Raw genomic sequence first — 22,637 nt, forward strand, 5'->3', positions numbered from 1 at the left:
CGGCGGTTGGGGACAATCGGGCGGCGCGGGGCGGGAAGTTCTGGCAGGCTGTGAGCGTGCGGAGTGTGCTGGAGCCGACTCGCAAGGGCCGGACGTCCGGGGTCCGTCAGCTCGCGAACCGCGATCTGGCGCAGGTCTTGCGTGTGCTCGACACCGATCCGGTGGCGACCTGCATGGTCGCCGCGCGCCTGCAGGAGTACGGGCTGGATCCGCGCGGGCTGTACGGCGAACTGTGGACCCGGGGTGGGCCGGCGGAGTCGCTGTGCTTCTCGGGCGCGAATCTGGTTCCGCTGCGCGGCGGTCGCGACGATATGAAGGCCTTCGCGGAGCGCGCGATCAAGGGGCCGCGCATGTGCTCGTCGGTGGTGGGGCGGCGCGAGCTGACCCTGCCGCTGTGGGAGTTGCTGGCCGAGCACTGGGGGACGCCGCGGGAGGTGCGCGAGGACCAGCCATTGCTCGCGCTGGAACGGCCCGCGAGTATTGCGCCGGATTTGCGGGTGCGCCGGGTGCGGCCCGAGGAGATCGATCGGTATCTGGTTGCCGCGGTCGCCATGTTCACGGAGGAGATCGGGATCGACCCCCGCGCGGGCGACGGTGGGCGCAGTTATCGCCGCCGGGTGTCGGGGCTCATCGAATCCGGCCGGGCCTGGGCGCGATTCGAGGACGGTGAGGTCGTCTTCAAGGCGGAAGTCGGTGCGTTGTCGCGACGCACCGGACAAATTCAGGGCGTATGGGTCCATCCGGACAAGCGCGGCCAGGGCTACGGCGCGGCGGGGACCGCGTCCGTGGCCAATGTGGTGGTCTCCTCCGGACGCACGGCCAGCCTGTATGTCAACTGCTACAACAACATTGCGCGCCGCGCGTACGGCAAGGTGGGGTTCCGTCAGGTCGCCACCTTTGCGACAGTGCTGCTGGATTGAGTCCACACCCGACCATGGGGAGGCGGAGCGGGATGTGGGTGTGAAATCCGTTCCGGTACAGAGTGTCGCGCAAGTTTGCCGGTAGTTGGCTCTAGCATCTGACCCAATGTCAACACGGGTCTTCACCACGCTGATCGCCGCCGCGGTCGCCCTCCCGGTCACCGTCGCCGCGACCGGTTGCTCGTCGGGTCCGCAGGGCCCCGGGCAGGCGGCCGAGGCCTTCGTGTCCGCCTTCGCCGACCATGAGGTACAGGCGGCGGCCGACCGCACCAGTCAGCCCGAAAAGGCCGGTGCCGCACTGGCTTCGGCGTGGGACCAGCTGCAGGCCGAGAAGCTGGTGGCCACCACCGGCGCCGCCCGCGTCACCGGCGACACCGCCATTGTCGACTACACCTACGAATGGCACCTGCCCAAGGACCGCGTCTGGACGTATCAGGGCCAGCTGCAGATGGGCCGCGCCAACGGCCAGTGGCAGGTGCGCTGGTCCTCCGCCGACATCCACCCGCAGCTGGGCAATACCCAGACGCTGCAACTACGTTCGAATCCCGCGCCCCGCGCGCGTGTGAACGAGCGCTCGGGCAGCGATGTCATGGTGCCGGGCTCGCTGTACCGGGTGCTGTTCAAACCGTCGGCATCGGCCGACCCGACCGCTGTCTCCGCGGCGCTGGCGAATGCCCTGCACCGCTTCGACGCGCACGTCACCCCGGATTCGCTGTTGCGCGCGGCCCGCAACGCCGACGGCGCCTACACCGCGGCGTTGCTCTCGGAATGGGAGTTCGGCCAGGTGAATTCGCAGCTGCTGGGACTGTCCGGGGTCACCTTCAGCAAGGAATTCGATCTGGTCCCCACCGACCGCCACTTCGCCCCCGGCCTCATGACCGAGGTCCGCAAGACCGTCATCGACGAGGTGGACGGCAAGGCGGGCTGGAGCGTGGTGACCGTGAATGCCAATGGCGTCGACACCGATGTGCTCCAGGAGGTCGATCCGCAGACCTCCCCATCGTTCTCGCTCAGCGTCGACCGCTACATCCAGAACGCCGCCCAGGGCGCGGTGGATGCCCGCGCCGAGCAGACCATGATGGTGGTGCTGCAACCCTCCACCGGCGCGGTGCTGGCCATCGCCCAGAACGAGGCGGCCGACGCCGACGGCCCGGTGGCGGCGACCGGCCTCTACCCGCCGGGCTCGACGTTCAAGACGGTGACCGCCGCCGCGACCATGACCGCCGGCCACGCCACCCCGGACACCGTGGTCCCCTGCCCGAGCCAGATCGTGGTGGGGGAGCGCACGATTCCCAACTACGACCTGTTCAGCGTCGGCAATGTGGCCATGGCGACCGCCTACGAGCGTTCCTGCAACACCTCGTTCGCCAAGCTCGCCTCGGAGCTGGGCGGCCAGGATCTGCGCACGGCCGCGGCCGCGCTGGGGCTGGGCCCGGACTACACGATGGCGGGCCTGCCGACGGTGTCGGGTTCGGTGCCGCCCGACGATGATCTGGTGCAGCGCGCCGAGGACGGCATCGGTCAGGGCAAGGTGCTGGCCAGCCCGTTCGGTATGGCGATGGTGGCGGCGACGGTGGCGCACGGTTCGACGCCCGTGCCGTATCTGATCGCGGGTCATCCGACGCAGGTGTCGGGTGGTCGGCCGCAGTTGAAGCCGGAGGTTGTCGACGGGTTGCGGTTGATGATGCGCAAGGTGGTGCTCGGCGGTACGGCCGAGCGCATCATCGATCAGGGTGAGGTCTACGGGAAGACCGGTGAGGCCGAGGTGGACGGCGGTTCGCACTCGTGGTTCATCGGCTACCGCGGTGATCTGGCCTGGGCGACCCTGCTGGTGCGCGGTGGCAGTTCGGACAATGCGGTGGCGGTGACGCGGGACATGCTCGCGGCCCTGCCTCCGGGCTACTGAGGACCACCGCCCGGCAGGGTCAGCGCTCGCTGTAGGTGTCGAGTCGAGAGCAGGCGACGGGATGGATCGTGCCGACGTTGTCGGTTACGAAGCGTTGGTCGGCGAGGGCTTGGACGGGTGGTCCGTCAGTGGACGCGTCGCCGATGATCTCGGTGACACCCGCGCCCGCGAGGATCATGCCTGCGGTGGTGATCAGCAGAAGGGCCGAGCGCTTCATGTCCCTCTCCCTTGTTTGGGGATGAGTTGGGAGACCCGAACGTTCGCCTTTCGCGGCGAACACGGTGATGATCCGATGCTCATTAAGGGTTGGCTGACTATTTGCCAATGGAAGAAACGGTAATCGGTCACTTATGCCGAGGCAACCCGCAAGTCTGCTGCCGCATTCCGGTTGGGCGGAGATTCAGCAGTTCACGGGCCGGATTGGAATCCGAAGTTCACTGTCAGTTTTCCCGCTGCATGGTCGCCGCGAGGTGGTGCGTCAGCGGTTGCTCGACTGCCGCCATGCGCAGCGAGTACTCGAGGGTGTCGCCCGCGACGGTGATGGTGCGACCCAGCGCGGTCACCGATTTCGCGGTGCTGCTGAGACCGATCGAGGTGGATTCGAGTTCCAGGCGCAGCTCGCCGCCCTCGGTCACCAGGCTGCCCTCGCAGATCTCGGTGATGCCGGTGGGATGGGCCAGGATGAGCTCGATGCGGTCGGGGCTGATCGCCCGCAGGTATCCGGTCTCGCTGTGCATGGGCCGGCTGCCGTCGGCGGCGCGGGTGCGCTGCCGGTAGGTGAGGAAGGGGCGGCCGACGTGGCCGAAGTGCACTTCCTCCAGGTACTCGAACGGCTCGATGGTCGGGTATTCGCCGCGGCCGCGGCCGCGCCAGGAGCCCAGCAGCGGGGCGAGGTGGGCGATATCGGGGTGCGGCGCGACGGTGGTTTCGGGTTCGAGCACGGCGGACAGCTTAATAGGCCCGGCGCGTAGCTGCGCGAGGTCCACACGCCTGCGCGCCGACATTCCCGGATAGGGGTATTGATCTCAGCGGCGGCTGGCCCGGCGGTAGCCGTAGGCGGCGGGGATGGCGAACACGATGATCAGGCCGACGGTCCAGGCGAGTGTCTGCATGAGCGGGCCCGCCACGGGTCCGCCGTCGGCCAGCGCGCGCATGGTGTCGACGGCGACCGACATGGGCTGATCGCGGACCACGGGCTGAATCCACCGGGGGTAGGCCCCGAGTGGCACGAATCCGGTGCTGAAGAACATGAGCAGTGACGACAGCAGTGCGACGGCCTCGACCAGGGTGGACTTGGCGGTGAACACGGCGATGGCGGTGATCATCGTGGCGAAGGCCAGCCCGAACAGCACCGGGATCCACAGGAAGGCGAAGGCCTGCAACGGTCCCTGCCGGAAGTGGAAGCCGAGCGCGATGCCGAAGCAGATGATCACGACGGTTCCGGCGAAGATGCGGCAACCTTCGGCGAGGATGCGCGCGGCGAGCCCGGACGCGCGGTGCACCGGCAGCACCCAGAAGCGGGACAGGATGCCCGCCTCGCGTTCCCGGCCGAGCATGACGCCGCTGGCCACGGTTCCGGACAGCGCGCCGACCAGGGTCACCATGGGGGTGGATCCGTAGAGTGCGCTGTGGCCGGAGAACTTCTGGATCTGTGAGCCCACCACGATGTCGAGCATGAGCAGCAGCAGGCACGGCACGATGAGGGTTTCGAGCAGCGTGATCGGGTCGCGGACCCAGCGCAACAGCAGTCGCTGGGTCTGAATCCAGGTGTGCCGCAGCAGGGCCGGGGCCGAGCCTTCGCCGAAGACGATGGTGTCGGCGAGTTCGGGGTGGTCGAGGGTGGCCATATCAGGACCTTTTCAGGTTCTGCCGGGCGATGAAGTAGCAGGCCAGTGCGATGGTGCCCACGAGCCACAGCAGCGGCGGCGTCATGAGAGACCAGGTCACCGGGTGGGCCTTGCCGAGGGTGTCGCCGCCCAGCGCGCGCAGCCCCTCGGCGTATTGGGACACCGGCTGGTTGCGGACGAAGAACTGGACCCAGTGCGGGAATTGGTGGGCGGGGGCGAGACCGGTGGAGAGCATGCCGAGGATGAGCGGCGGCAGTACCAGCACCTGGGTGGTGGCCTCGGGGCTGCGTGTGGCGGTGCCGATGGCGTCCGCGCCGAGACAGAACGCGATGCCGATGGCCAGTCCGAGAGCCAGGAAGCCCAGGGTGTGCAAGGTGCCGTCGACGAAGCGGAACCTGATCACGTGGGTGCTGACGACGGCCGAGACGAGCCCGATGAGCAGCCGGAACACATTGGAGGACATGCGCGCCGCGGCGGGGACGATCGGGTGCATGGGCATGGCGTCGAAGCGCCGGTCGAGGCCGGAGACCGCGTCGGTGGCGGCGCGGAAGGCGGCGGAGACCGCGGTGAAGGCGCACGCCTGCAGGATGACGATGGGCGCCATGAACTGCGCGTAGCTGCTGAATCCCAGTCCGGCGAAGGACATCACGCGGTTGAGCGGGATGTAGAAGCTGGCGGTGAAGGTGATGGGCGCCAGGACGGCGGTGATGATTTCGCCGGTTTTGACCGAGGGCACGATGAGCCGCACCGTGAGCACCCACCACTGGGCGAGGGTGGCGGGGGCGGCGCGGACGTTGGTGAGCCACCCGGCGGGTGCGGCCTCGACGGCGGTCATGCCCGGGTCCGATCCTCGGCGCTGAAGCGCCCGTCCGTCGTGCGGAACCGGACCGACGGCGAATCATCCTCGGCCTCTTCGGATTTGGCGATGTGCCCGGTGAGTTCGAGGAAGACGTCGTCGAGGGAGGGTCGGCGCAGCGCGATGTCGATGAGTTCCATTCCGGCCGTGTCGAGCCGGCGCAGCGCCTCGGCGAGCGTCTTGGCGCCTTCCGGTGCGGGGATGGCGATCCGGTCCGAATCCCCGGTCAGCGCTTCGCGATTGGCGGCGGGCAGCAGGTCGCCGAGGGCGCGGGCGATGGCGGGCAGATCCTCGATGCGCAGCGGCACGATCTCGCAGTAGCTGCCGCCGGTCCGGGCCTTGAGTTCGTCTGCGGTGCCGTCGGCGATGACCAGGCCGTGGTCGATGACGATGATGCGGTCGCAGAGCGCGTCGGCCTCTTCGAGGTACTGCGTGGTGAGCAGGGTGGTGATGCCGTGTTTGCGGAATCCGCCGACCAGGTCCCAGACGCCCTGGCGGCTGCGCGGATCCAGGCCGGTGGTGGGTTCGTCGAGGAAGACCACCTCTGGCCGCACCACGAGTCCGCACGCGATGTCGATGCGCCGCCGCATGCCGCCGGAGTAGGTGCCGACGCGGCGTCCGGCGGCCTGCACCAGGTCGAATTCCTCGACGAGTTCGTCGGCGCGGGCGCGGGCGGCGCGTTTGCGCAGGCCCATGAGGCGGCCGAACATGACGAGGTTCTCGTATCCGGACAGGGCGTCGTCGAGGGCGGCGAACTGCCCGGTCAGCATGATGGATCGGCGGACCGCGGCGGCGTCGGTGACGACGTCGTGCCCGGCGACCAGGGCGCGCCCGCTGTCGGGGGCGATGAGGGTGGACAGGATATTGACCGTGGTGGTCTTGCCCGCGCCATTGGGTCCGAGGATGCCGAGTACCTCGCCGGGCGCGGCCTTGAAGGTGATGCCGCGCAGCGCCCGGACCGTGCCGAAGGATTTCTCGACGTCTTCGACGACGACGCCGTCGACGCCGGTGCGCACGCTGCTCGGGGGTACGGCCGTCTTGGTTTCCACGTTTGTTGTATCGGGTTTGGCACTGTCGGTGTTCACGGCGTCCCTCCCAGGTGTGCGTCGAGAATGCGTGCGATGGCCGCGAGCGCGTGCGGTGCGGTGAGTTCGTCGTGGCTGACGTCGATGTCGTGGTTGCTGATGGTCCCGGTGATCCAGGGTCGCCAGCCGGCGGGCCCGAAGATGTCGGAGGTGTGCACGGTGGCGCTGAAATACAGTGCGTCGCCGTGGAATACGGGCCGCTGGTAGCCGGTGCGGGTGGCGGCGGAGGCGTTGTAGGAGGCGGCCATGCGTTCCAGGGTCTGCGCGTCGACCAGGCTGACGCCGCCCATGCGGTCGCGGATCATGGCCGCGGCTTGTTCCGCGCTGGTGTCGGCGGGGATGTCGGTGATGCCGAAGACCGAGCCGAAGGCCGCGACGAAGGAGCCGGCGGTGAGCGTGTCGATGCTGTCACCGTCGATATCGGTGCTGTCCGCGTCGAGCAGGGCCAGGGTGCCGACCTCGTCTCCGGTTGCCTCGAGCTGGGCGGCGATTGCGTGCGCGATCAGGCCGCCGAAGGACCATCCGAGCAGATGATAGGGGCCGCGCGGTTGCAGTCGGCGGATTTCGGCCACGTAGCGCGCGGCGAAGTCGGCGATGCTGCGGGCGTGTGGTTCGCCGGACAGGTCGGGGGCCTGCAGACCGTAGATGGGACGGCCGGGGTTCAGCGTGTCGGCGAAGCCGAGGTAGGTCCAGGCGATGCCGGAGGACGGATGGATACAGAACAGGGCGGGTTCGTCGCCGCCGGGCCGGATCGGCAGCACCACGTCCAGGCCGAGGCCCGGCGGCGAATCTGCCTTGCCGGCAGCGAGTTCGGCCGCGGCCTGCTGGTCGCGCAGATACTGCCGTTCGGCCTCGGCGGCGGGCTCGGCGGCCGGTGAGGTGGCGAAATAGGCTGCGGCGGCGAGCGCGTCGGTCCACAGGTGGGCCAGCATGGTGATCTCGTGGCGGGGCAGCAGGGTTTCGGGGAAGGTGAAGGCGGCCTGCAGGCGGTCCCCGACGACGACGGCATTGATCTCGATCTCGGCGGTGACGGGCACGTCTGCGTGCTCGGTGGCGTGCAGGTCGCCGAGCTCGTCGGTGGGCAGCCAGCCGAGATCTTCGAGCCCGGCCGGAATGTCGGCGGTGGCGTAGCGGCCGAGGTAGTTGAAGCCGATGCGGCCCGGCACCCGGTCGGGCAGGTCGGCGGCGGTCCCGGGGTTGAGGTAGCGCAGCATGCCGTAGCCGATGCCCTTGTCCGGCACGGACATCAGCTGGTGTTTGACCGCCCGGATGGCCGCGCCCATGGCCGGGCCGCCGGCGAAGGCGTCGCGAATCGGGATGTCCGACAGGGCGAGTCGCACCGGGTACACGGTGGTGAACCAGCCGATGGTGCGGGACAGATCGGCTCCCGGAACGATTTCCTGCTGTCGCCCGTGCCCTTCGAGCCGGATCAGCACTGCCGCACCGGGTTCCATGCGCCAGCGCATGACGGCCAGTGTGAGCGCGGCCAGCAGGGTGTCCTCGACGGTGCCGTCGAACAGCGCGGGCAGGGTGGTGAGCAGAGCGGTGGTGACGTCCGCGTCGAGCTCGACCTCGACGGTGCGGACGACCGGCACCCGGTCGACGGCGGGATCGAGTGCGCGCGGCCCGATCGGAGGGTCGGGGGTGGCGGCGACCTCGCGCCAGTAATCCAGTTCGGCCGTGCGGGTTTCGCCTTGCGCGGCTTCTTCGAGCGCGTGCGCCCAGCGGCGCAGGGAGGTGCCGGTCTCCGGCAGGATCGGTGGCGTGTCCGCGCTGATCTGCGCCCAGGCGGCGATCAGGTCGGGGATGAGGATGCGCCAGGACACACCGTCGATGACCAGGTGGTGGGCCACGAGGATGAGCCGGCCGCGGCGGTCGGCGGGGCTGCCCGGGGCCGGGTCCAGCCACACCAGTTGCAGAACGGTCCCGGTGGCCGGGTCGAGGCGGCCGAGCGCGGAATCCAGTTCGGTGACGGCGTATTCACGCAGGTCGACCGCGTCGGCGGTGTCGAATTCGATGCGATGCAGGAGCGTGTCGATATCGACCGCGCCGGGTTCGCGGATGCTCATGCGCCAGTCGCCGTCCGTGTAGGCGAGCTGGGCGCGCAGTGCGTCGTGGAGGTCCACGACGGCGGTGACGGTGGCGACGAGCTGGTCGCGCCCGATGCCCTGCGGCAGTTCCAGCACCGCGGTCTGCGCGAATCTGCGGTGGTCGCCGCCGCGTTCGAGCATCCAGCGCACGATGGGGGTGAGCGGCAGCTCGCCGACTCCGCCGCCGGGCAGCTCCTCGAGGACGACGGTCTCGCCGGCTGCCGCCGCGAGCGCGGCCAGCGCCGCGACCGTGCGATGCTCGAAGATCTGCAATGGCGTGAGTTCGATGCCGCGCAGCCGGGCGCGGGAGACCAGCTGGATGGCGAGAATGCTGTCGCCGCCGAGGGCGAAGTACGAGTCGTGCACGCCGACCCGGTCGCGGCCGAGCAGTTCGGCGACGAGCTCGGCGAGCACGGTTTCCAGCTCGGTGCCCGGTGCCCGGTATTCGGTCGCGGCCTCGAATACCGGCGCCGGCAGCGCCTTGCGGTCGAGCTTGCCGACCGCATTGAGCGGGATGGCGTCGAGCACCCCGAACGCGGTCGGCACCATATAGCCGGGCAGCCGGTCGGCGGCGTGGGCGCGCAGGGCGGCCAGGTCGACCTCGCGCCCCGGCTCCGGTAGCACATACGCCGCGAGCGCGATGGCGCCGCCGGGTCCGGGAACGCCCAGGGTGACGGCGAATTCGACGCCCTCGGCGGCGGACAGCGCGGCGTCGATCTCGCCGAGTTCGATGCGCTGGCCGCGCACCTTGACCTGGAAGTCGGTGCGGCCCAGGTATTCCAGGCGCGGTTCGTCGAGGTAGCCGGTCCAGCGCACCAGATCGCCGGTGCGGTAGAGCCGTTCACCGGGCCGCCCGTACGGGTCGGCGACGAAGCGGGCCGCGGTGAGGCCCGGGCGTGCGTGATAGCCGCGCGCCAGGGCCGGTCCGGCCAGGTACAGCTCCCCGGCCACGCCCATCGGCACCGGGCGCAGGCGGTCGTCGAGGACGAGGGTGCCCGCACCGCGGATCGGGGTGCCGATGGTGACCGGATGCCCGGCGGTGAGGGGTTCGGAAGCCGTTGCCCAGATGGTGAATTCGGTGGGCCCGTAGAGGTTGATCAGCGTGCGTCCGCTCGACCACCGGGCCACCAGGTCCGGGCCGATGGCCTCGCCCGCCACGGCCAGTACCCGCACGCTGGATACCGCCTCCGGGTCCAGGGTCGCCAGCGCCGAGGGCGTGATGACCAGGTGTGTGACACCCTGCGCCGCAATGAGATCCGACAGCGCCTCGCCGCCGAAGACATCGGGCGGGGCGACCACGGCGGTGCCGCCGGAACCGAAGGCCATCAGCGCCTCGAAGGCCGAGGCGTCGAAACTCGGTGAGGCGACCTGGAGTACGCGGCAGTGCTCACCCAGTGCCAGCAGTTCCCGCTGGGCCCGCACCAGGTCGGCGATGCCGCGATGCGAGACGGAGACGCCCTTGGGTGTGCCGGTGGACCCGGAGGTGTAGATGAGCCATGCGGGCTGATCCGGGTACGTGGTCATGGCGCGAATCCGGCGCTGCCCCAGGGGGATCCGCACGCTGGAAGCGGCCGGATCGTCGAGCACCAGCCAGCCGACCGTGTCGGGCAGCAGGGCCCGGTGCGCGCTCGTAGTGAGCCCGAGCACCGCGCGCGAGTCGGCCAGCATGTGATCGATGCGGTCCAGCGGGTGCCGCGGGTCGATGGGCAGGAAGGCCGCCCCGGCCTTGGCGCAGGCCCAGATGGCGGTGATCAGTTCGATGCCACGCGAGAGGGCCAGCGCCACAATCATTTCCGATCCCGCTCCGGCGGCCGAGAGCTGCATGGCGAGCCGCTGCGACGCGGTGTCCAGCTCGCGGTAGGACACCGCGCGCCCGTCGGCGAGGACAGCCGGGCACATGCGGTGGGCGGTGGCGGCGGCCCGGAAAACCTGGGCGAGCGTGGTGATCTGGTCGTGCCCGGGCCCGCGCAGCGGCACCAGCGCGGTCCGTTCGGCCGCATCGAGCAGGTCGATATCCGACACCCGGACCTCGGGGTCGGTGGTGACGGCGGTGAGGATCCGCTGCCACCGGGTCACCAGCCGCGCGGCGGTGGCCTCGTCGAACAGGTCGGTGGCGAAGGTGAGCGTGCCGTCGAGTCCGGCCGCCTCGCTGCCGGGCAGTGGTGCGCGCAGATCGAAGGTCAGATCGAACTGCGAGGCATCCCGCTCGATGGGCTCGACCGCCACCCGCAGCCCGGGGAATTCGACGGTCGGCGGCTGGAAGTTCTGCAGCGACAACGACACCTGGAACAGCGGATGCTGTGCCGTCGACCGCGCCGGGTCCAGGACCTGCACCAGCCGCTCGAACGGCACCTCCGCGTGCGCGAAGGCATCCAGATCGGTGGCCCGCACCTGTGCCAGAAACTCCCGGAACCCCGTGGCGGGATCCACGGGTGTGCGCAGGGCGAGCGTATTGACGAACATGCCGACCAGGTCGTCGAGGGCCGCCTCGCCGCGCCCGGCCACGGCGGTCCCGATCAGAATGTCGGGCGTGCCGGACAGCCGCGACAGCAGCACCGCCAGCGCGGCATGCAACACCATGAACAGGCTGGTGTCGGTCGCGGCCGCCAATTCGGTGAGCGCACCGTGCAATCCGGCGTCGAGCCGGAACTCCAGGTCCGTGCTCCGCAGGCTCTGCACCGCCGGTCGCGGCCGATCGGTCGGCAGCTCCAGCACGTCGGGCGTCGCCGCCAGCCGCTGCTGCCAATACCGAATCTGCTGTGCGGCACGCGATTCCGGATCCGCCTCGTCGCCCAGTAGTTCCCGCTGCCAGATCGAATAGTCGGCGTACTGCACCCGCAACGGCGGCCGCTCGGCCTCCGCGCCACTGCGCGCGAGATACGCCGTCACCAAGTCGGTGGCCAGCGGTGCCATGGAGGCTCCGTCCGCACTGATGTGGTGCACCACCAGCACCACCACGTGCACCTCGGATGCCGTGCCGCCGGTGCGCTGTGCTCCGGCCGGGTCGATCAGCCGGAGCACGCGGACCCGCAGCGGGGCTTCGCGGGTGAGATCGAAACCCGCCCCGGTGCTTTCGGCGATGGCCGCGCGCAGATCCGGGCCGTCGTCGGTATCCGCGACGCTGATCTGCGGCGCGGCCGCTTCGGCGCTGAGCACCACTTGGCGGGGACCGTCGGCGTCGGCGGGGTAGATGGTGCGCAGCGATTCGTGCCGGGCGACCACGTCGGCGACCGCCGAGCGCAGGGCCTCCATATCCAGTTCGCCGGTCAGGCGCAGGGCCGCGGTGATGTTGTAGGCGGAGGAGGCCTGGTCCAAGCGGTTGAGGACCCACATCCGTTGTTGTGCGGGGGACAACGGGATTCGGTCCGGGCGGATGCGCGGGGCCAGCGCCGGAAGTCCGGGAGTCTCGGTGCCGGGGACGATGCGCGACGACAGTTGCGCGACGGTGGGCGCGTCGAAGAGATCGCGCAGGGCGATGGTCGCGCCGAGGGCGGCGTTCACCCGGGCCACCACGCGGGTGGCGGTGAGCGAGTTGCCGCCGAGGTCGAAGAAGGAGCGGTCGATGCCGACGCGCTCGGCGTCGAGGACGTCGGCGAAAACCTGGGCGACGGCCGTTTCGACGGGGGTGCGCGGGGCCAGGTAGCGCTGGTCGAGGGTCGCGAAATCCGGTGCGGGCAGCGCATTCCGGTCGAGCTTGCCGACCGGGGTCAGCGGGACTTCGTCGAGTGCGATCAGGTAGCTCGGCACCATGTAGCCCGGCAGCGCGGCGGCGACGCGGGTGCGCAGCAGTTCGGTGTCGAGGGTGTGCCCGGCCGCGGCGACCACGTAGGAGACCAGCACTGTCTGCCCGCCCGGGCCGGGACAGCCCAGGGTGGCGGCATAGTCGACTTGCTCGTCGGCGGACAGCACCGCATCGATCTCACCGAGTTCGATGCGCAGGCCGCGGATCTTGACCTGGAAGTCGCTGCGGCCCAGGTATTCCAGTTCCAGTTGTGCGCCGTCGGGTGTCTTGACCTCCACCCAGCGCACCATGTCGCCGGTGCGGTACATGCGCGCGCCGGGCGCGGTGTACGGATTGGCGACGAAACGGGCGGCGGTGAGCCCGAATCGGTTGAAGTAGCCGCGGGCCAGTGCGGGCCCGGCCAGATACAGCTCCCCGGTCACCCCGATGGGAACCGGCCGCAGCCAGCCGTCGAGCACCAGGGCGGCCGCGCCGCGAATGGGCGCGCCGATGGTGATCGGCTCCCCGGGCAGCAGCTCACCCGGACCGGTCGCCCACACGCTGAATTCGGTGGGGCCGTATAGGTTCACCATGCGCCGCCCGGCGGACCAGGCGGCCACCAGTTCGGGCCCGGCCGCCTCACCGGCCACCGACAGGCAGCCGAGTTCGTCGAGTCCCGCCGGATTCATGGTGGCCAGTACCGACGGCGTGATGACCGCGTGTGTCACCCCTTCGGTGCGAAGCAGTTCCTCGAGTGCGCTGCCGCCGTACACATCCGGCGGCGAGATGACCAGCCGCCCGCCCGCGCCGTGCGCCATGAGCAATTCGTGCACCGAGGCGTCGAAGCTCGGCGAGGCCACCTGCAGGGTGCTGGAGGTCTCGTCCAGATCCAGCAGACTCTGTTGCGAGGCCACGAGATTGGCGAGGCCGCGATGGCTCAGCAGCACCGCCTTGGGCTTGCCGGTCGAGCCGGAGGTGTAGATGAGGTAGGCGGTCTGGGCGAGGTTGATGGGCCCGCCGCGTTCGTCGTCGGTGATGTGGGCGTCGGACACCGTCATGACCCGGCGGATGGTGTTGAGGTCGTCGAGCAGCAGCCAGTCGATGGTGCCGGGCAGGGTGTCGCCGACCGCGCACACCGTCACCCCGATGGGCGCGCGGGAGTCGCTCAGGATGTGCTCGATGCGCTCGACCGGATAGCTGGGGTCCAGCGGCAGGAACGCCGCCCCGGTCTTGGCCAGCGCCCACACCGCCACCACGGATTCCACCGATCGGGTCAGGGCCAGCACCACGAAACTCTCGCGGCCGACACCGCGCCGCAACAGGACTCGCGCGAAGCGGTTCGACCAGGTGTCGAGATCGCGGTAGGTCATGCTGAGGGCGCCGGAGCTGACGGCAATGCCCTCCGGATTGGCGCGCGCGCCCGCGGCCAGGATGTCGGGCAGGGTGCGCAGGGGGGTGGGCGTGCCGCCGCGGACGGGCAGCAGCTGGGTGCGTTCGATCGGATCGCAGTGCTGCAGCTGCGCGGTCCGGCGTTCGGGATGGTCGGCGATCTGGTCGAGCAGCAGCACGAACCGGTCGAGCAGCCGGCGCGCGGCGGCCTCGGGCAGTTCGTCCGCCATGAATTTGACGGTGATGGTGAGGCTTTCGCTGCCGTCGGCGGCGCGCTGCGGGATCACCATGAGGTTCAGCGGGTACGGGGTGGCGTCGGTGCCCGACACGTCGAGGATCCGCATGCCCGCGATATCCAGTGCACGCGAGAGCGTTTCGCGGTCGATGGGATAGGACTCGAAGACGGTGAGGGTGTCGAACAGCTCGGGCAGCCCGACCGCCCGGTGGATGGCGGCCAGCCCGACGTGCTGGTGGTCCAGCAGCCGCGCCTGCTCGGCCTGCACCCGGGCCAGCAGATCGCCCACGCGCTCACCGGGATCCAGCCGCACCCGCACCGGCAGGGTGTTGATGAACAGTCCCACCATCTCCTCGACCCCGGCCAGCTGCGGCGGCCGCCCGGAGACGGTGCCGCCGAACACCACATCGGTGCGGCCGGTGAGCATGGTCAGCAGCAGCGCCCACGCGGCCTGCACGGCGGTGTTGACCGTGGCCCCGGCGGTGCGCACGGTGTCGGTGAGCCGTTCCAGTCGCGCCGCGGTGAATTCGGCCGAGACCATGCCGGATTCGGTCGAGGTGATGCCCGCGAGGGTGGGTACCGCGCGGGTCGGCGCGTCGACCCCGGCCAGCGCCTCGGTCCAGGCCGCCAGGGACGCGGCGTCGTCCTGCTGATCGAGCCAGGCCAGGAATTCGCGATACGAGTGTGCCGGAGCCGGCGCGATCTCGTGCCCGGTGACCGCGGCCAGGTATCCGGCCAGCAGCTCGCGCACCAGCAGCGGCGTGGACCAGCCGTCCAGGGCCAGATGGTGATTGGTCATGAGCAGCGTGTACGCCTCGGGTTCGGTGCGCACGAGGCTGAAGCGCAGCAGCGGCGGCCGGGCGAGGTCGAAGCGGGTGCCCGCGTCCACGGCGATGAGCCGGGCCAGTTCCCGCTGCCGTTCGGCGGGTTCGTCGATGGTGGTGAGATCGATGTCCTGCCAGGAGATCTCGGCCTCGCCGAGCACCAGCTGCCGGGGGCCGTCGGTGGTCTCGACGTAGGCCACCCGCAGCACCTCGTGCCGAGCCGTCAGTGCCGCCGCGGCGGTGCGCAGCCGCCCGGCGTCGACCCGTCCGACCAGCGACAGCCGGGTCTGGACGGTGTACCCGTCGGCGGTGTCGGAGTCGTAGCGGGCGTGGAAGAGCAGGCCGTACTGCAACGGCGACAGCGGCCAGACCTCGGTGAGGTCCGGATACTCCCGCTCCCAGGCGTCGATCTGCGCCTGATCCACCGTGACCAGCGGGAAGTCCGAGGGGGTGTGCCCGCCGGCTCCGGCGTGGCGGGCATGGGTCACCAGTGCGGTGACCGCCCGCCCCCACAGCCGCGCGAACTCCCGCACCTGCCCGGGAGTGAGCAGCCGCGACGCGTAGGCCCACGTCACCTCGAGGCCGGCGGCGGTGTGGAAGGCATTGATGTCGACGACCGCCGCCAGCGGTGCGCGATCGTCCTGGGTGGCGGCGAATCTGACCGGCACCCACGGGGTTTCCGCGCCGCCCGGATGCTCCACCCCCGCGCCCGTGCGGCCGAGATAGTTGAAACTGATCTGCGGCGTGGGCGAATCGTCGAGTCGGGCAGGTCCCGTACCGAGGTAGCGCAGCATGCCGAAGCCCACACCCTTGTCGGGAATCGCCCGCAGCTGCTCCTTCACCGCCTTCAGTGCCGCGCCCGCCGCGGGCCCGCCCCGGAAGGCGTCGTCGAGGTCGAGGTCGCCGAGGTCGAGCGCCACCGGGAACACGCTGGTGAACCAGCCGATGGTGCGCGAGATGTCCGCACCGGGCAGCACCGATTCCTCGCGCCCGTGCCCCTCGACGGTGAGCAGGGTCCGGGTGCTGTGCCGCCAGCGGCTCGCCGCCAGGGCCAGCGCGGTGAGCAGGGCGTCGTCGAGTCCGCAGTGGAAACGTGCCGGAATGAGTTCCTGTGCGGCCGTGGCGGTATCGCTGTCGATGACGGTCCGCAGCTGCCCCATGGTGGCCACGGTGTCGAGCTCCGGATCCAGGACCCGGATGCCCAGCCGCGGGTCCGGTGTGGTGAGGATCCGCCGCCATTGCGGGATCTCGGCCGAGCGCGCCGGGGTCTGCTCGACCTGCCCGTGCGCCCAGCGCCGGAACGAGGTCCCCACCGGCGCGAGCGATCCGCCCGCCCAGGCCGTGGCCAGATCCGGCAGCAGGATGCGCCACGACACGCCGTCGGTGACCAGGTGGTGCAGCACCACCCACAGCAGTGGCACGGCGTCCTCGCGGTCGATGAGCACGAAGCGGGCCACGATCCCGGCGGCGGGATCCAGCAGGTCGGCCGCGCGCTGCAGTTCGTCCTCGCCGTCGCTGCCGGGTGCGGCGGTCACGGTTTCGATGAGGGCCGCGGCCTCGATCGTGCCGGGCGCGCCGACCCGCCACTCCCACGGGCGGCCGCCGTTCGCGGGCCGGTGGACGAGGGTGCTGCGCAATAGGTCGTGCCGGTCGAGCAGGGCCTGCACCGCGACCGTGAGCCGGGATCGGTCGGCTTCGCTGGAGGCGAAAGTGTCTTCAGCGCCGGAGGCGAAAATGTTTTCAGCGCGCGGAAGCGGAATCAGCACGGCCTGAGCGAATCTGGGCCAGGTCTCGCCCTGCTCGAGCATGGCGTGCACGATCGGCGTGAGCGGTACCGGGCCGACCGCGCCGCCGGGCAGCTCCCGGACCACCGCGGCGGTCACCTCGGTGGCGACGACGGCCAGCGCCGCGACCGTCTTGTGCTCGAACACATCCCGGGCGCGCAGCCCGAGTCCGGCCGCCTTGGCGCGTGCCACCAGCTGGATGGCCACGATGCTGTCGCCGCCGAGGACGAAGAAATTGTCGTCCGCCGCAACCGATTCCACCCCGAGCACCGCGGCGAAGACCTCCGCGAGCACGCGTTCCCGCTCGGTGGCGGGTGCGCGACCGGCGCTGGGGCCGGACCCGAAGTCGGGTCTGGGCAGCGCGCGGCGATCCACCTTGCCCGCCGGGGTGAGCGGCAGCGAGTGCAGCACCATCACGACCGACGGCACCATGTGCGCCGGAAGCGACTGGGCCACCGCGGCTTTCACATCCTCCGGCGCGACCACGGAATCGGCCGCCAGCACGTAGGACACCAGCGCGCTCGCGCCGCCGGGCGTGGTCGCGCCCACCGTGACCGCCATCTCGACCCCCGGATACCGCGCCACCGCGGCGTCCACCTCGCCGAGTTCGATGCGGAAGCCGCGCACCTTCACCTGGGTGTCGCCGCGGCCCAGGTACTCCAGTTCCCAGCGGCCGCCGCGTCGGCGCCACCGCACCAGGTCGCCGGTGCGGTACATGCGCGTGCCCGGGCCGAACGGGCTGGCCACGAAACGCTCGGCGCTCAGGCCGATGCGCTGGTGGTAACCGCGCGCCAGGCCCGGCCCGCACAAATACAGTTCACCCGTCACGCCCGGCGGCACCGGACGCAGCCACGGATCGAGCACGATCGCCCCCACACCCTGCGAGGGCGCGCCGATCGTAATGGGATCGCCCGGGGCGAGCGGGGCGGACAGAGTCGCGGTGACGGTGGCCTCGGTCGGGCCGTAGCCATTGATGACACACCGCCCGGCCCAGCGGACCGGCAGCTCGGGCGGGCAGGAGTCGCCGCCCACCACCACGGTGCGCAGCCGCGGCAGCGTGTCCGGTTCCAGTGAACCCGCCACCGCCGGCGTCACATTCAGGTGGGTGACCTCCAGGTGCCGCAGCACCCGCGCCAGCTCCTCGCCCGCGTAGGCGGCCGGCGGCACCACGGCCACCGTCGCGCCGACCGCGAGCGCGACCAGCAGCTCCTCCACCGAGATGTCGAAACTCGGCGAGACCGCGTGCGCCACCACGGCATCCGAGCCGACGCCGAACGCGGCCCCGGAGCCGGTGACCAGATTCGTCAGGCCGCGATGGGTGACCGCGACGCCCTTGGGCAGCCCGGTCGAGCCGGAGGTGTAGATGAGGTAGGCGACCTGGTCCAGGTGCAGGGGCGCGTGCCGGTCGGCGTCGGTGATCGGACCGGAATCGCTTGCGGCGATGAGCTTCTCGGTGGCCGGGTCGTCCAGCACCAGCCACTCGACCCGATCGGGCAGGGCCGGCCGGGAGCCCGCCACCGTCACGCCCGCGACCACGCCGCTGTCGGTGAGCATGTGCTCGATGCGGTCCATCGGATAGCCGGGGTCGACGGGCACGAACGCCGCGCCGGTCTGGGCGACCGCGCACATGGCCAGCACCGACTCCGCGGAACGCGGGATCGAGATCGCCACCGTGCGTTCCGGTCCGGCCCCCGCCGCGATCAGCACCCGGGCCAGCCGATCGGCGTACTCGGTGAGCTCGCGATAGGTGAACACGGTCCCGTCCACCCGCAGGGCGATGGCCGACGGCGCCCGGCCCGCACCCGCCGCGAGGATCTCGGGCAGCGTGCGCGGTCGGGTGCCGCCACGGCCCTGCGCGGGCGTCAGCTCGGCGCGTTCCGTGCCGGAGAGCGCCGTCACCGCCGCCAGCGGCTGTTCGGCGCCCCCGGCCAGGAAGCGGTGCAGGAACTCCAGGAACCGAGCGTGCAGCACCGCGAGTTCGGGCTCGTCGTAGCGGTTCGGATTGGCCTGGAAGTCGATGTGGGTGTGTTCCCCGCCACCGCCCGGATAGACATTCACGAACAGGTCGTCGATGAGTCCCGAGGTCAGCACGTGCAGCTGCCCGGTCACCCCGCCCAGTCGGATTCGGGTGTCGGCGAGCATGAGGTTGACCGTCGGACCGAAGCCCGCCACCTCGTCCATGGCCCAGCCGAGGTCGCGGATGATGTCCTCCTGCCGGTACCGCTGGCGGCGCAGCGCCGCCGTCAGCTCAACCTGAGTGGCGCGAATGAGATCGCCGACGGTCGCGGTGGGGGAGGGGCGCAGCCGCAGCGGCACCACATTGGCGACCATGCCGCCGGAGCGGCGCAGGGTGGCGGTGGTGCGGCCGGATACCGGCAGGCTCAGCACGATCTCACCCGCGCCGGTCATGGCGCCCACATAGGCGGCGAAGGCGGCCACCAAGACGGGGGCCGGGCTGCTGGACAGGGTGGCGGTGAGCGAATCCAGCAGGGCTGCGGTCGATTCCGGCAGCGCGCCGCTGAGCAGACGCGGGTGTGTGTCGACCGCACCGGTGCGCTTGCCCAGCTGCACCGGTTCGGGCAGGCCGGCCAGATGCTCGCGCCAGTACTCGCGGTCCGCCTGGAGTTTGTCCGAATTCCGGTATGCCGCATCGGCTTCCGCGATGCGCTGGAGCGGCTCGGCCTTGCCTGCCGGGATCTCGCGTCCAGCGGCGGCCTCGTTGTAGATCTCCGAGGTGCGCTGCAGCATGGTCAGCGCGCCGACGCCGTCGAGCAGGATGTGGTGGAAGCGCGAATACCAGTACCAGCGGTCCTCACCAAGGTGCAGCATGGCCACGACGCAGAGGCGGTCGCGGGTGAGGTCCAGGGGCGCGGTGTACTCCGCGCGCATCCAGGCCTGCGCTGCGGCCTCGGGGTCGGGCGCGCCGGTCAGGTCGACGGTCTCGATCCGGTCGTCGAGCGTGGTGTCGACGAGTTGCCAGGGCAGCTCGTCGATTTCGATCAGCCGCAGGTAGCCGGTGCCGAACTCGCGCCCGGCGCGGCGGGCCGCGTCGGCGAGCAGCTCCACGTCGACGGGGCCGGTGAGCTCCACGTACTGGGCGATCGAGACGGGTGTGTCACCCGCCAGCTGCTGGGCGAACCAGATGCCGCGCTGGGCCGCCGAGAGGGCGAAGGCCGCGGACGAATCAGGGATGGATGCGGACAGGGCGCTACTGGGAGCCATTCTGAAAGATCCTGCGGGCTATATGGATTCAGTGCTTCAGGCCGCCATCTGCTGCGCCGGATTCAGTTCCGCCTCGGTGAGCGGGGCGTCCGAGCCGGTGAGGTAGTGCACCAGCGTGGACCGATCGTCCAGTACCAGCCAGCGGCTCGCATCGGTGACCAGCTCCCGGCCGGCCTTGGTGGTGATGCCGAAGTCGGCGCGGTCCACCGCGGTCTCGGTGGTGAGCGACACCGGGATCCCGCCGGTCTTCATGATGGCCAGACGGGATACCGCAGCCTCCGGCTGCGGGGTCTCCGCGATCACGATGTGGGCTCCGGGGTGGGCTCCGAGGCGTAGCAGTATCCGCGCCAGACGGTTGCTCCAGCGATCCAGGTCGGCGTAGTTCAGCTCGCAGTCGGCGGCGGTCTCCGCGGTGGCGGTGGGCGAATCGACCGGCTTGCACATCGAACATCATCCTCTCGGAGGGGCGCCTGCGGTGGCGTTCAGTATGTATACACTCTCGCCGATGCGCGTCGCGACCGATAGTGACCTCAGTGTTGCCAGAATCCGCTCCGAGGGTGCGGGTCCACCCACCCTGGGGTGGGTGGATCAGCCGCCCAGATCCTCCATGGTCTGAGAGATCATGGTGATGGAGTCGCGCGGGCTCAGCGCCATGGCCCTGAGCTGGTCGAACATGACGCCGTACCGGCGCACCTCCGGGTGGCCCTCGATGAGCTCGTCGCTGGCGATGCCCTCCACGTAGACCAGCTCCGGGTCCGCGGGGTCCGGGAAGTCCAGCAGCGTGAAGGAGCCCAGCATGCCCGGGTGCGCGCCGGCCTCGAAGGGCAGGATCTGCAGGATCACATTGCGCTTCTCGGTGTGCTCCAGCAGCAGGGTGAACTGCTGGAACATCACCTCCGGGCCGCCCACCAGCCGGCGGATGACGGCCTCGTCCAGCACCACCCACAGCTCCAGCGGATCGTCCTTGGTGAGTACGTTGGCCCGCTCCTGGCGCGCCCGGATGCGTTGCTCGATAACCTGATCCGAGATCTTGGGCATGGTGGTCTGGTAGACCGCGTTCGCGTACGCCTCGGTCTGCAGCAGGCCGGGGATATAGGTGGACTGGAAGAACCGAGCCGAGAGCGCCTCGGCTTCGAAGTTGATGTAGGCGCCGTAGACCTCCGACACCGCGTCCTCGAAAGACCGTGCCATGCCTGGGCGGAGCGCATCCACCAGCAACTGCAAGGCATCTGAACGTTGCGGCTCGCCGATGCCGTAGAGGTCCAACATGGCCGTCAGGGTGCGGCGCTGGGGTCTGGCCTGAGCGGTTTCGATGCGGTAGAGGGTGGTCACGTTGATGCCGGTCTTGGCGCTGACCACTTCTTTGCTGAGCTGCGCGTTCTCGCGCATCTCGTGCAGCATCGCGGCGAGCCGCCGCAAACGGACGGTTAGCACGGTGCGCTTGCCTGCCATGACAACCCTTTCCCTTGTCGCACTTGCTAGAACGCAGTATTGCGTTCTTGCATTTGTAAGAGCATGATCCAGCTAGCCTATTCGTGTACAACCGATCCGATGACCGGTATAGCTGAATCCGGAGACCAATCATGTTGGTGCGATTAGTGATGCTGTCGGGTGCGTATAGGGAGTCTCGATGACCATGTCGATAGCCGGCGTCCTGCCGACCGCTCCGCAATTGCTTTGTGCCTTCCAGGGGAGGCGATTTCAAGATCGAGTATTGCTACGGTCGGCGCACGCCCTCGCCGAACTACACGAACGTCGCGGCCAGGTACGGGATCCCATGATGGTAAGCGAGATCGATTGTCGCCGCAGCGAACTCGTTGACGATATCAACGATTGGGTGGAACAGGAACTGCCGCAACACCGCAACGGCGCCACGCTGCACACCGAGAGCCTGGGCGCGGTCGTCGACCGCATGGCCCGGAGCTGGGTGAAGGCCAATCAGGTGATCGATCACGAGGGCGCAGCCAGTGATAACACCCATAAACACTGGTACCATCTGGCCGAACTGGTGGACGGCTACACTGATCTCGTAATCGACGTGGCCGGTGGCCGCCGCCGTTTACCAGAACAATGATTCCAAATGCATTGACACAATTAAGGTATTGCTAACGAATCGTTGATCGTCAGCGGTGACGTCAGCCGAGTCGTGCTATCGGACAATAGCTCGCTCGAACCGTAGGACGTCGCCCGCCCGAGACGGCGGGCGCAACGGGGCGCCCCGCCCGGCGTGCCGCGCGGTCGACTGGCGCGGCACGCCCGCCCTGGATAAATCGCGGAGCGCTCAAAAACCATCCGTGCGGTATTTATTCACGCCATGTTTCATTCACATGGCGGCGGGTTGACAAAAGTGCGGGTGTAATACGGCATTTCACAATACGAGGGAGGGAGTTCGTCATGAACACGGGCGAGAGCGCGGCCACCGAGCTCTATCGGCGGGCCCAGGACGGCACGTTCCGCCTGGAGGTGGGGGCGGCGCGCACCTGCGCCGCACACTTCCTGCGGTTCGCAGACGCACTGGACCCGCAAATCGAGCGCAGCCACGATACTCACACCCTCACCGGCTTCGGGGATTTCGACTCCGCCCACCAACTCCGGCGCGGCTTCGAACGCAAGGGCTGCCAGCTCACCGAGGCCCTGACCGCCCTGCGGCACTCCGCCCTCGACATGGCCGCCGCCTACCTGCTGGCCGCGGGCCTGATCGAGGCCACCGACGCCACCTACTCCCGCACCCTCCTGGCCGCCACCGCCGGCCTCTGAA

At 69.9% G+C, this 22,637-nt stretch carries 12 protein-coding genes; 4 read left to right on the top strand and 8 right to left on the bottom strand.

Going from position 1 to position 22,637, the window contains the following annotated elements; genetic code table 11:
• Positions 1-56: 56 nt before the first annotated feature.
• On the top strand, positions 57-920 hold the full coding sequence (locus tag ABZ909_RS11370) for a GNAT family N-acetyltransferase (protein WP_356997848.1): 864 nt from the start codon (positions 57-59) through the stop codon (positions 918-920).
• A 106-nt stretch (positions 921-1,026) separates the two neighbouring features.
• The gene (locus tag ABZ909_RS11375; RefSeq protein ID WP_356997850.1) at positions 1,027-2,826 is read left to right on the top strand and encodes a penicillin-binding transpeptidase domain-containing protein; all 1,800 of its coding nucleotides are present in this window, start codon (positions 1,027-1,029) and stop codon (positions 2,824-2,826) included.
• A 19-nt stretch (positions 2,827-2,845) separates the two neighbouring features.
• Here the strand turns inward: ABZ909_RS11375 and ABZ909_RS11380 are convergent, their stop codons facing one another.
• The 8 genes from ABZ909_RS11380 to ABZ909_RS11415 all read right to left on the bottom strand — a co-directional run bounded on the left by ABZ909_RS11380 (position 2,846) and on the right by ABZ909_RS11415 (position 21,331).
• Positions 2,846-3,043 carry a hypothetical protein gene (locus tag ABZ909_RS11380; protein WP_356997851.1) on the bottom strand — a complete coding sequence of 66 codons (198 nt, stop codon included), beginning with the start codon at positions 3,041-3,043 and terminating at the stop codon, positions 2,846-2,848.
• A 223-nt stretch (positions 3,044-3,266) separates the two neighbouring features.
• Positions 3,267-3,767 carry a peroxynitrite isomerase gene (locus ABZ909_RS11385; RefSeq protein ID WP_356997853.1) on the bottom strand — a complete coding sequence of 167 codons (501 nt, stop codon included), beginning with the start codon at positions 3,765-3,767 and terminating at the stop codon, positions 3,267-3,269.
• A gap of 84 nt (positions 3,768-3,851) precedes the next feature.
• On the bottom strand, positions 3,852-4,673 hold the full coding sequence (locus ABZ909_RS11390) for an ABC transporter permease (protein ID WP_356997854.1): 822 nt from the start codon (positions 4,671-4,673) through the stop codon (positions 3,852-3,854).
• Between the two features lies 1 nt (position 4,674).
• The gene (locus tag ABZ909_RS11395) at positions 4,675-5,508 is read right to left on the bottom strand and encodes an antibiotic transporter (protein WP_356997856.1); all 834 of its coding nucleotides are present in this window, start codon (positions 5,506-5,508) and stop codon (positions 4,675-4,677) included.
• Positions 5,505-6,545 carry an ATP-binding cassette domain-containing protein gene (locus ABZ909_RS11400; protein WP_356997931.1) on the bottom strand — a complete coding sequence of 347 codons (1,041 nt, stop codon included), beginning with the start codon at positions 6,543-6,545 and terminating at the stop codon, positions 5,505-5,507. Before ABZ909_RS11400 ends, ABZ909_RS11395 begins: the two co-directional genes overlap by 4 nt.
• Positions 6,546-6,610: 65 nt before the next feature.
• The gene (locus ABZ909_RS11405) at positions 6,611-19,879 is read right to left on the bottom strand and encodes an amino acid adenylation domain-containing protein (RefSeq protein WP_356997858.1); all 13,269 of its coding nucleotides are present in this window, start codon (positions 19,877-19,879) and stop codon (positions 6,611-6,613) included.
• 36 nt (positions 19,880-19,915) lie between these two features.
• The gene (locus ABZ909_RS11410) at positions 19,916-20,323 is read right to left on the bottom strand and encodes an AMP-binding protein (RefSeq protein ID WP_356997860.1); all 408 of its coding nucleotides are present in this window, start codon (positions 20,321-20,323) and stop codon (positions 19,916-19,918) included.
• 144 nt (positions 20,324-20,467) lie between these two features.
• Positions 20,468-21,331: a helix-turn-helix transcriptional regulator gene (locus tag ABZ909_RS11415; protein ID WP_356997861.1), complete on the bottom strand. Its 864-nt coding sequence runs from the start codon at positions 21,329-21,331 to the stop codon at positions 20,468-20,470.
• A gap of 262 nt (positions 21,332-21,593) precedes the next feature.
• On the opposite strand from ABZ909_RS11415, the gene ABZ909_RS11420 reads away from it, so the two are divergent.
• On the top strand, positions 21,594-21,953 hold the full coding sequence (locus ABZ909_RS11420; RefSeq protein WP_356997932.1) for a DUF4254 domain-containing protein: 360 nt from the start codon (positions 21,594-21,596) through the stop codon (positions 21,951-21,953).
• A 320-nt stretch (positions 21,954-22,273) separates the two neighbouring features.
• On the top strand, positions 22,274-22,636 hold the full coding sequence (locus tag ABZ909_RS11425; RefSeq protein ID WP_356997863.1) for a hypothetical protein: 363 nt from the start codon (positions 22,274-22,276) through the stop codon (positions 22,634-22,636).
• Position 22,637: the final 1 nt, after the last annotated feature.

It is taken from the genome of Nocardia sp. NPDC046763 (genome assembly GCF_040645495.1).
Lineage (GTDB): Bacteria > Actinomycetota > Actinomycetes > Mycobacteriales > Mycobacteriaceae > Nocardia.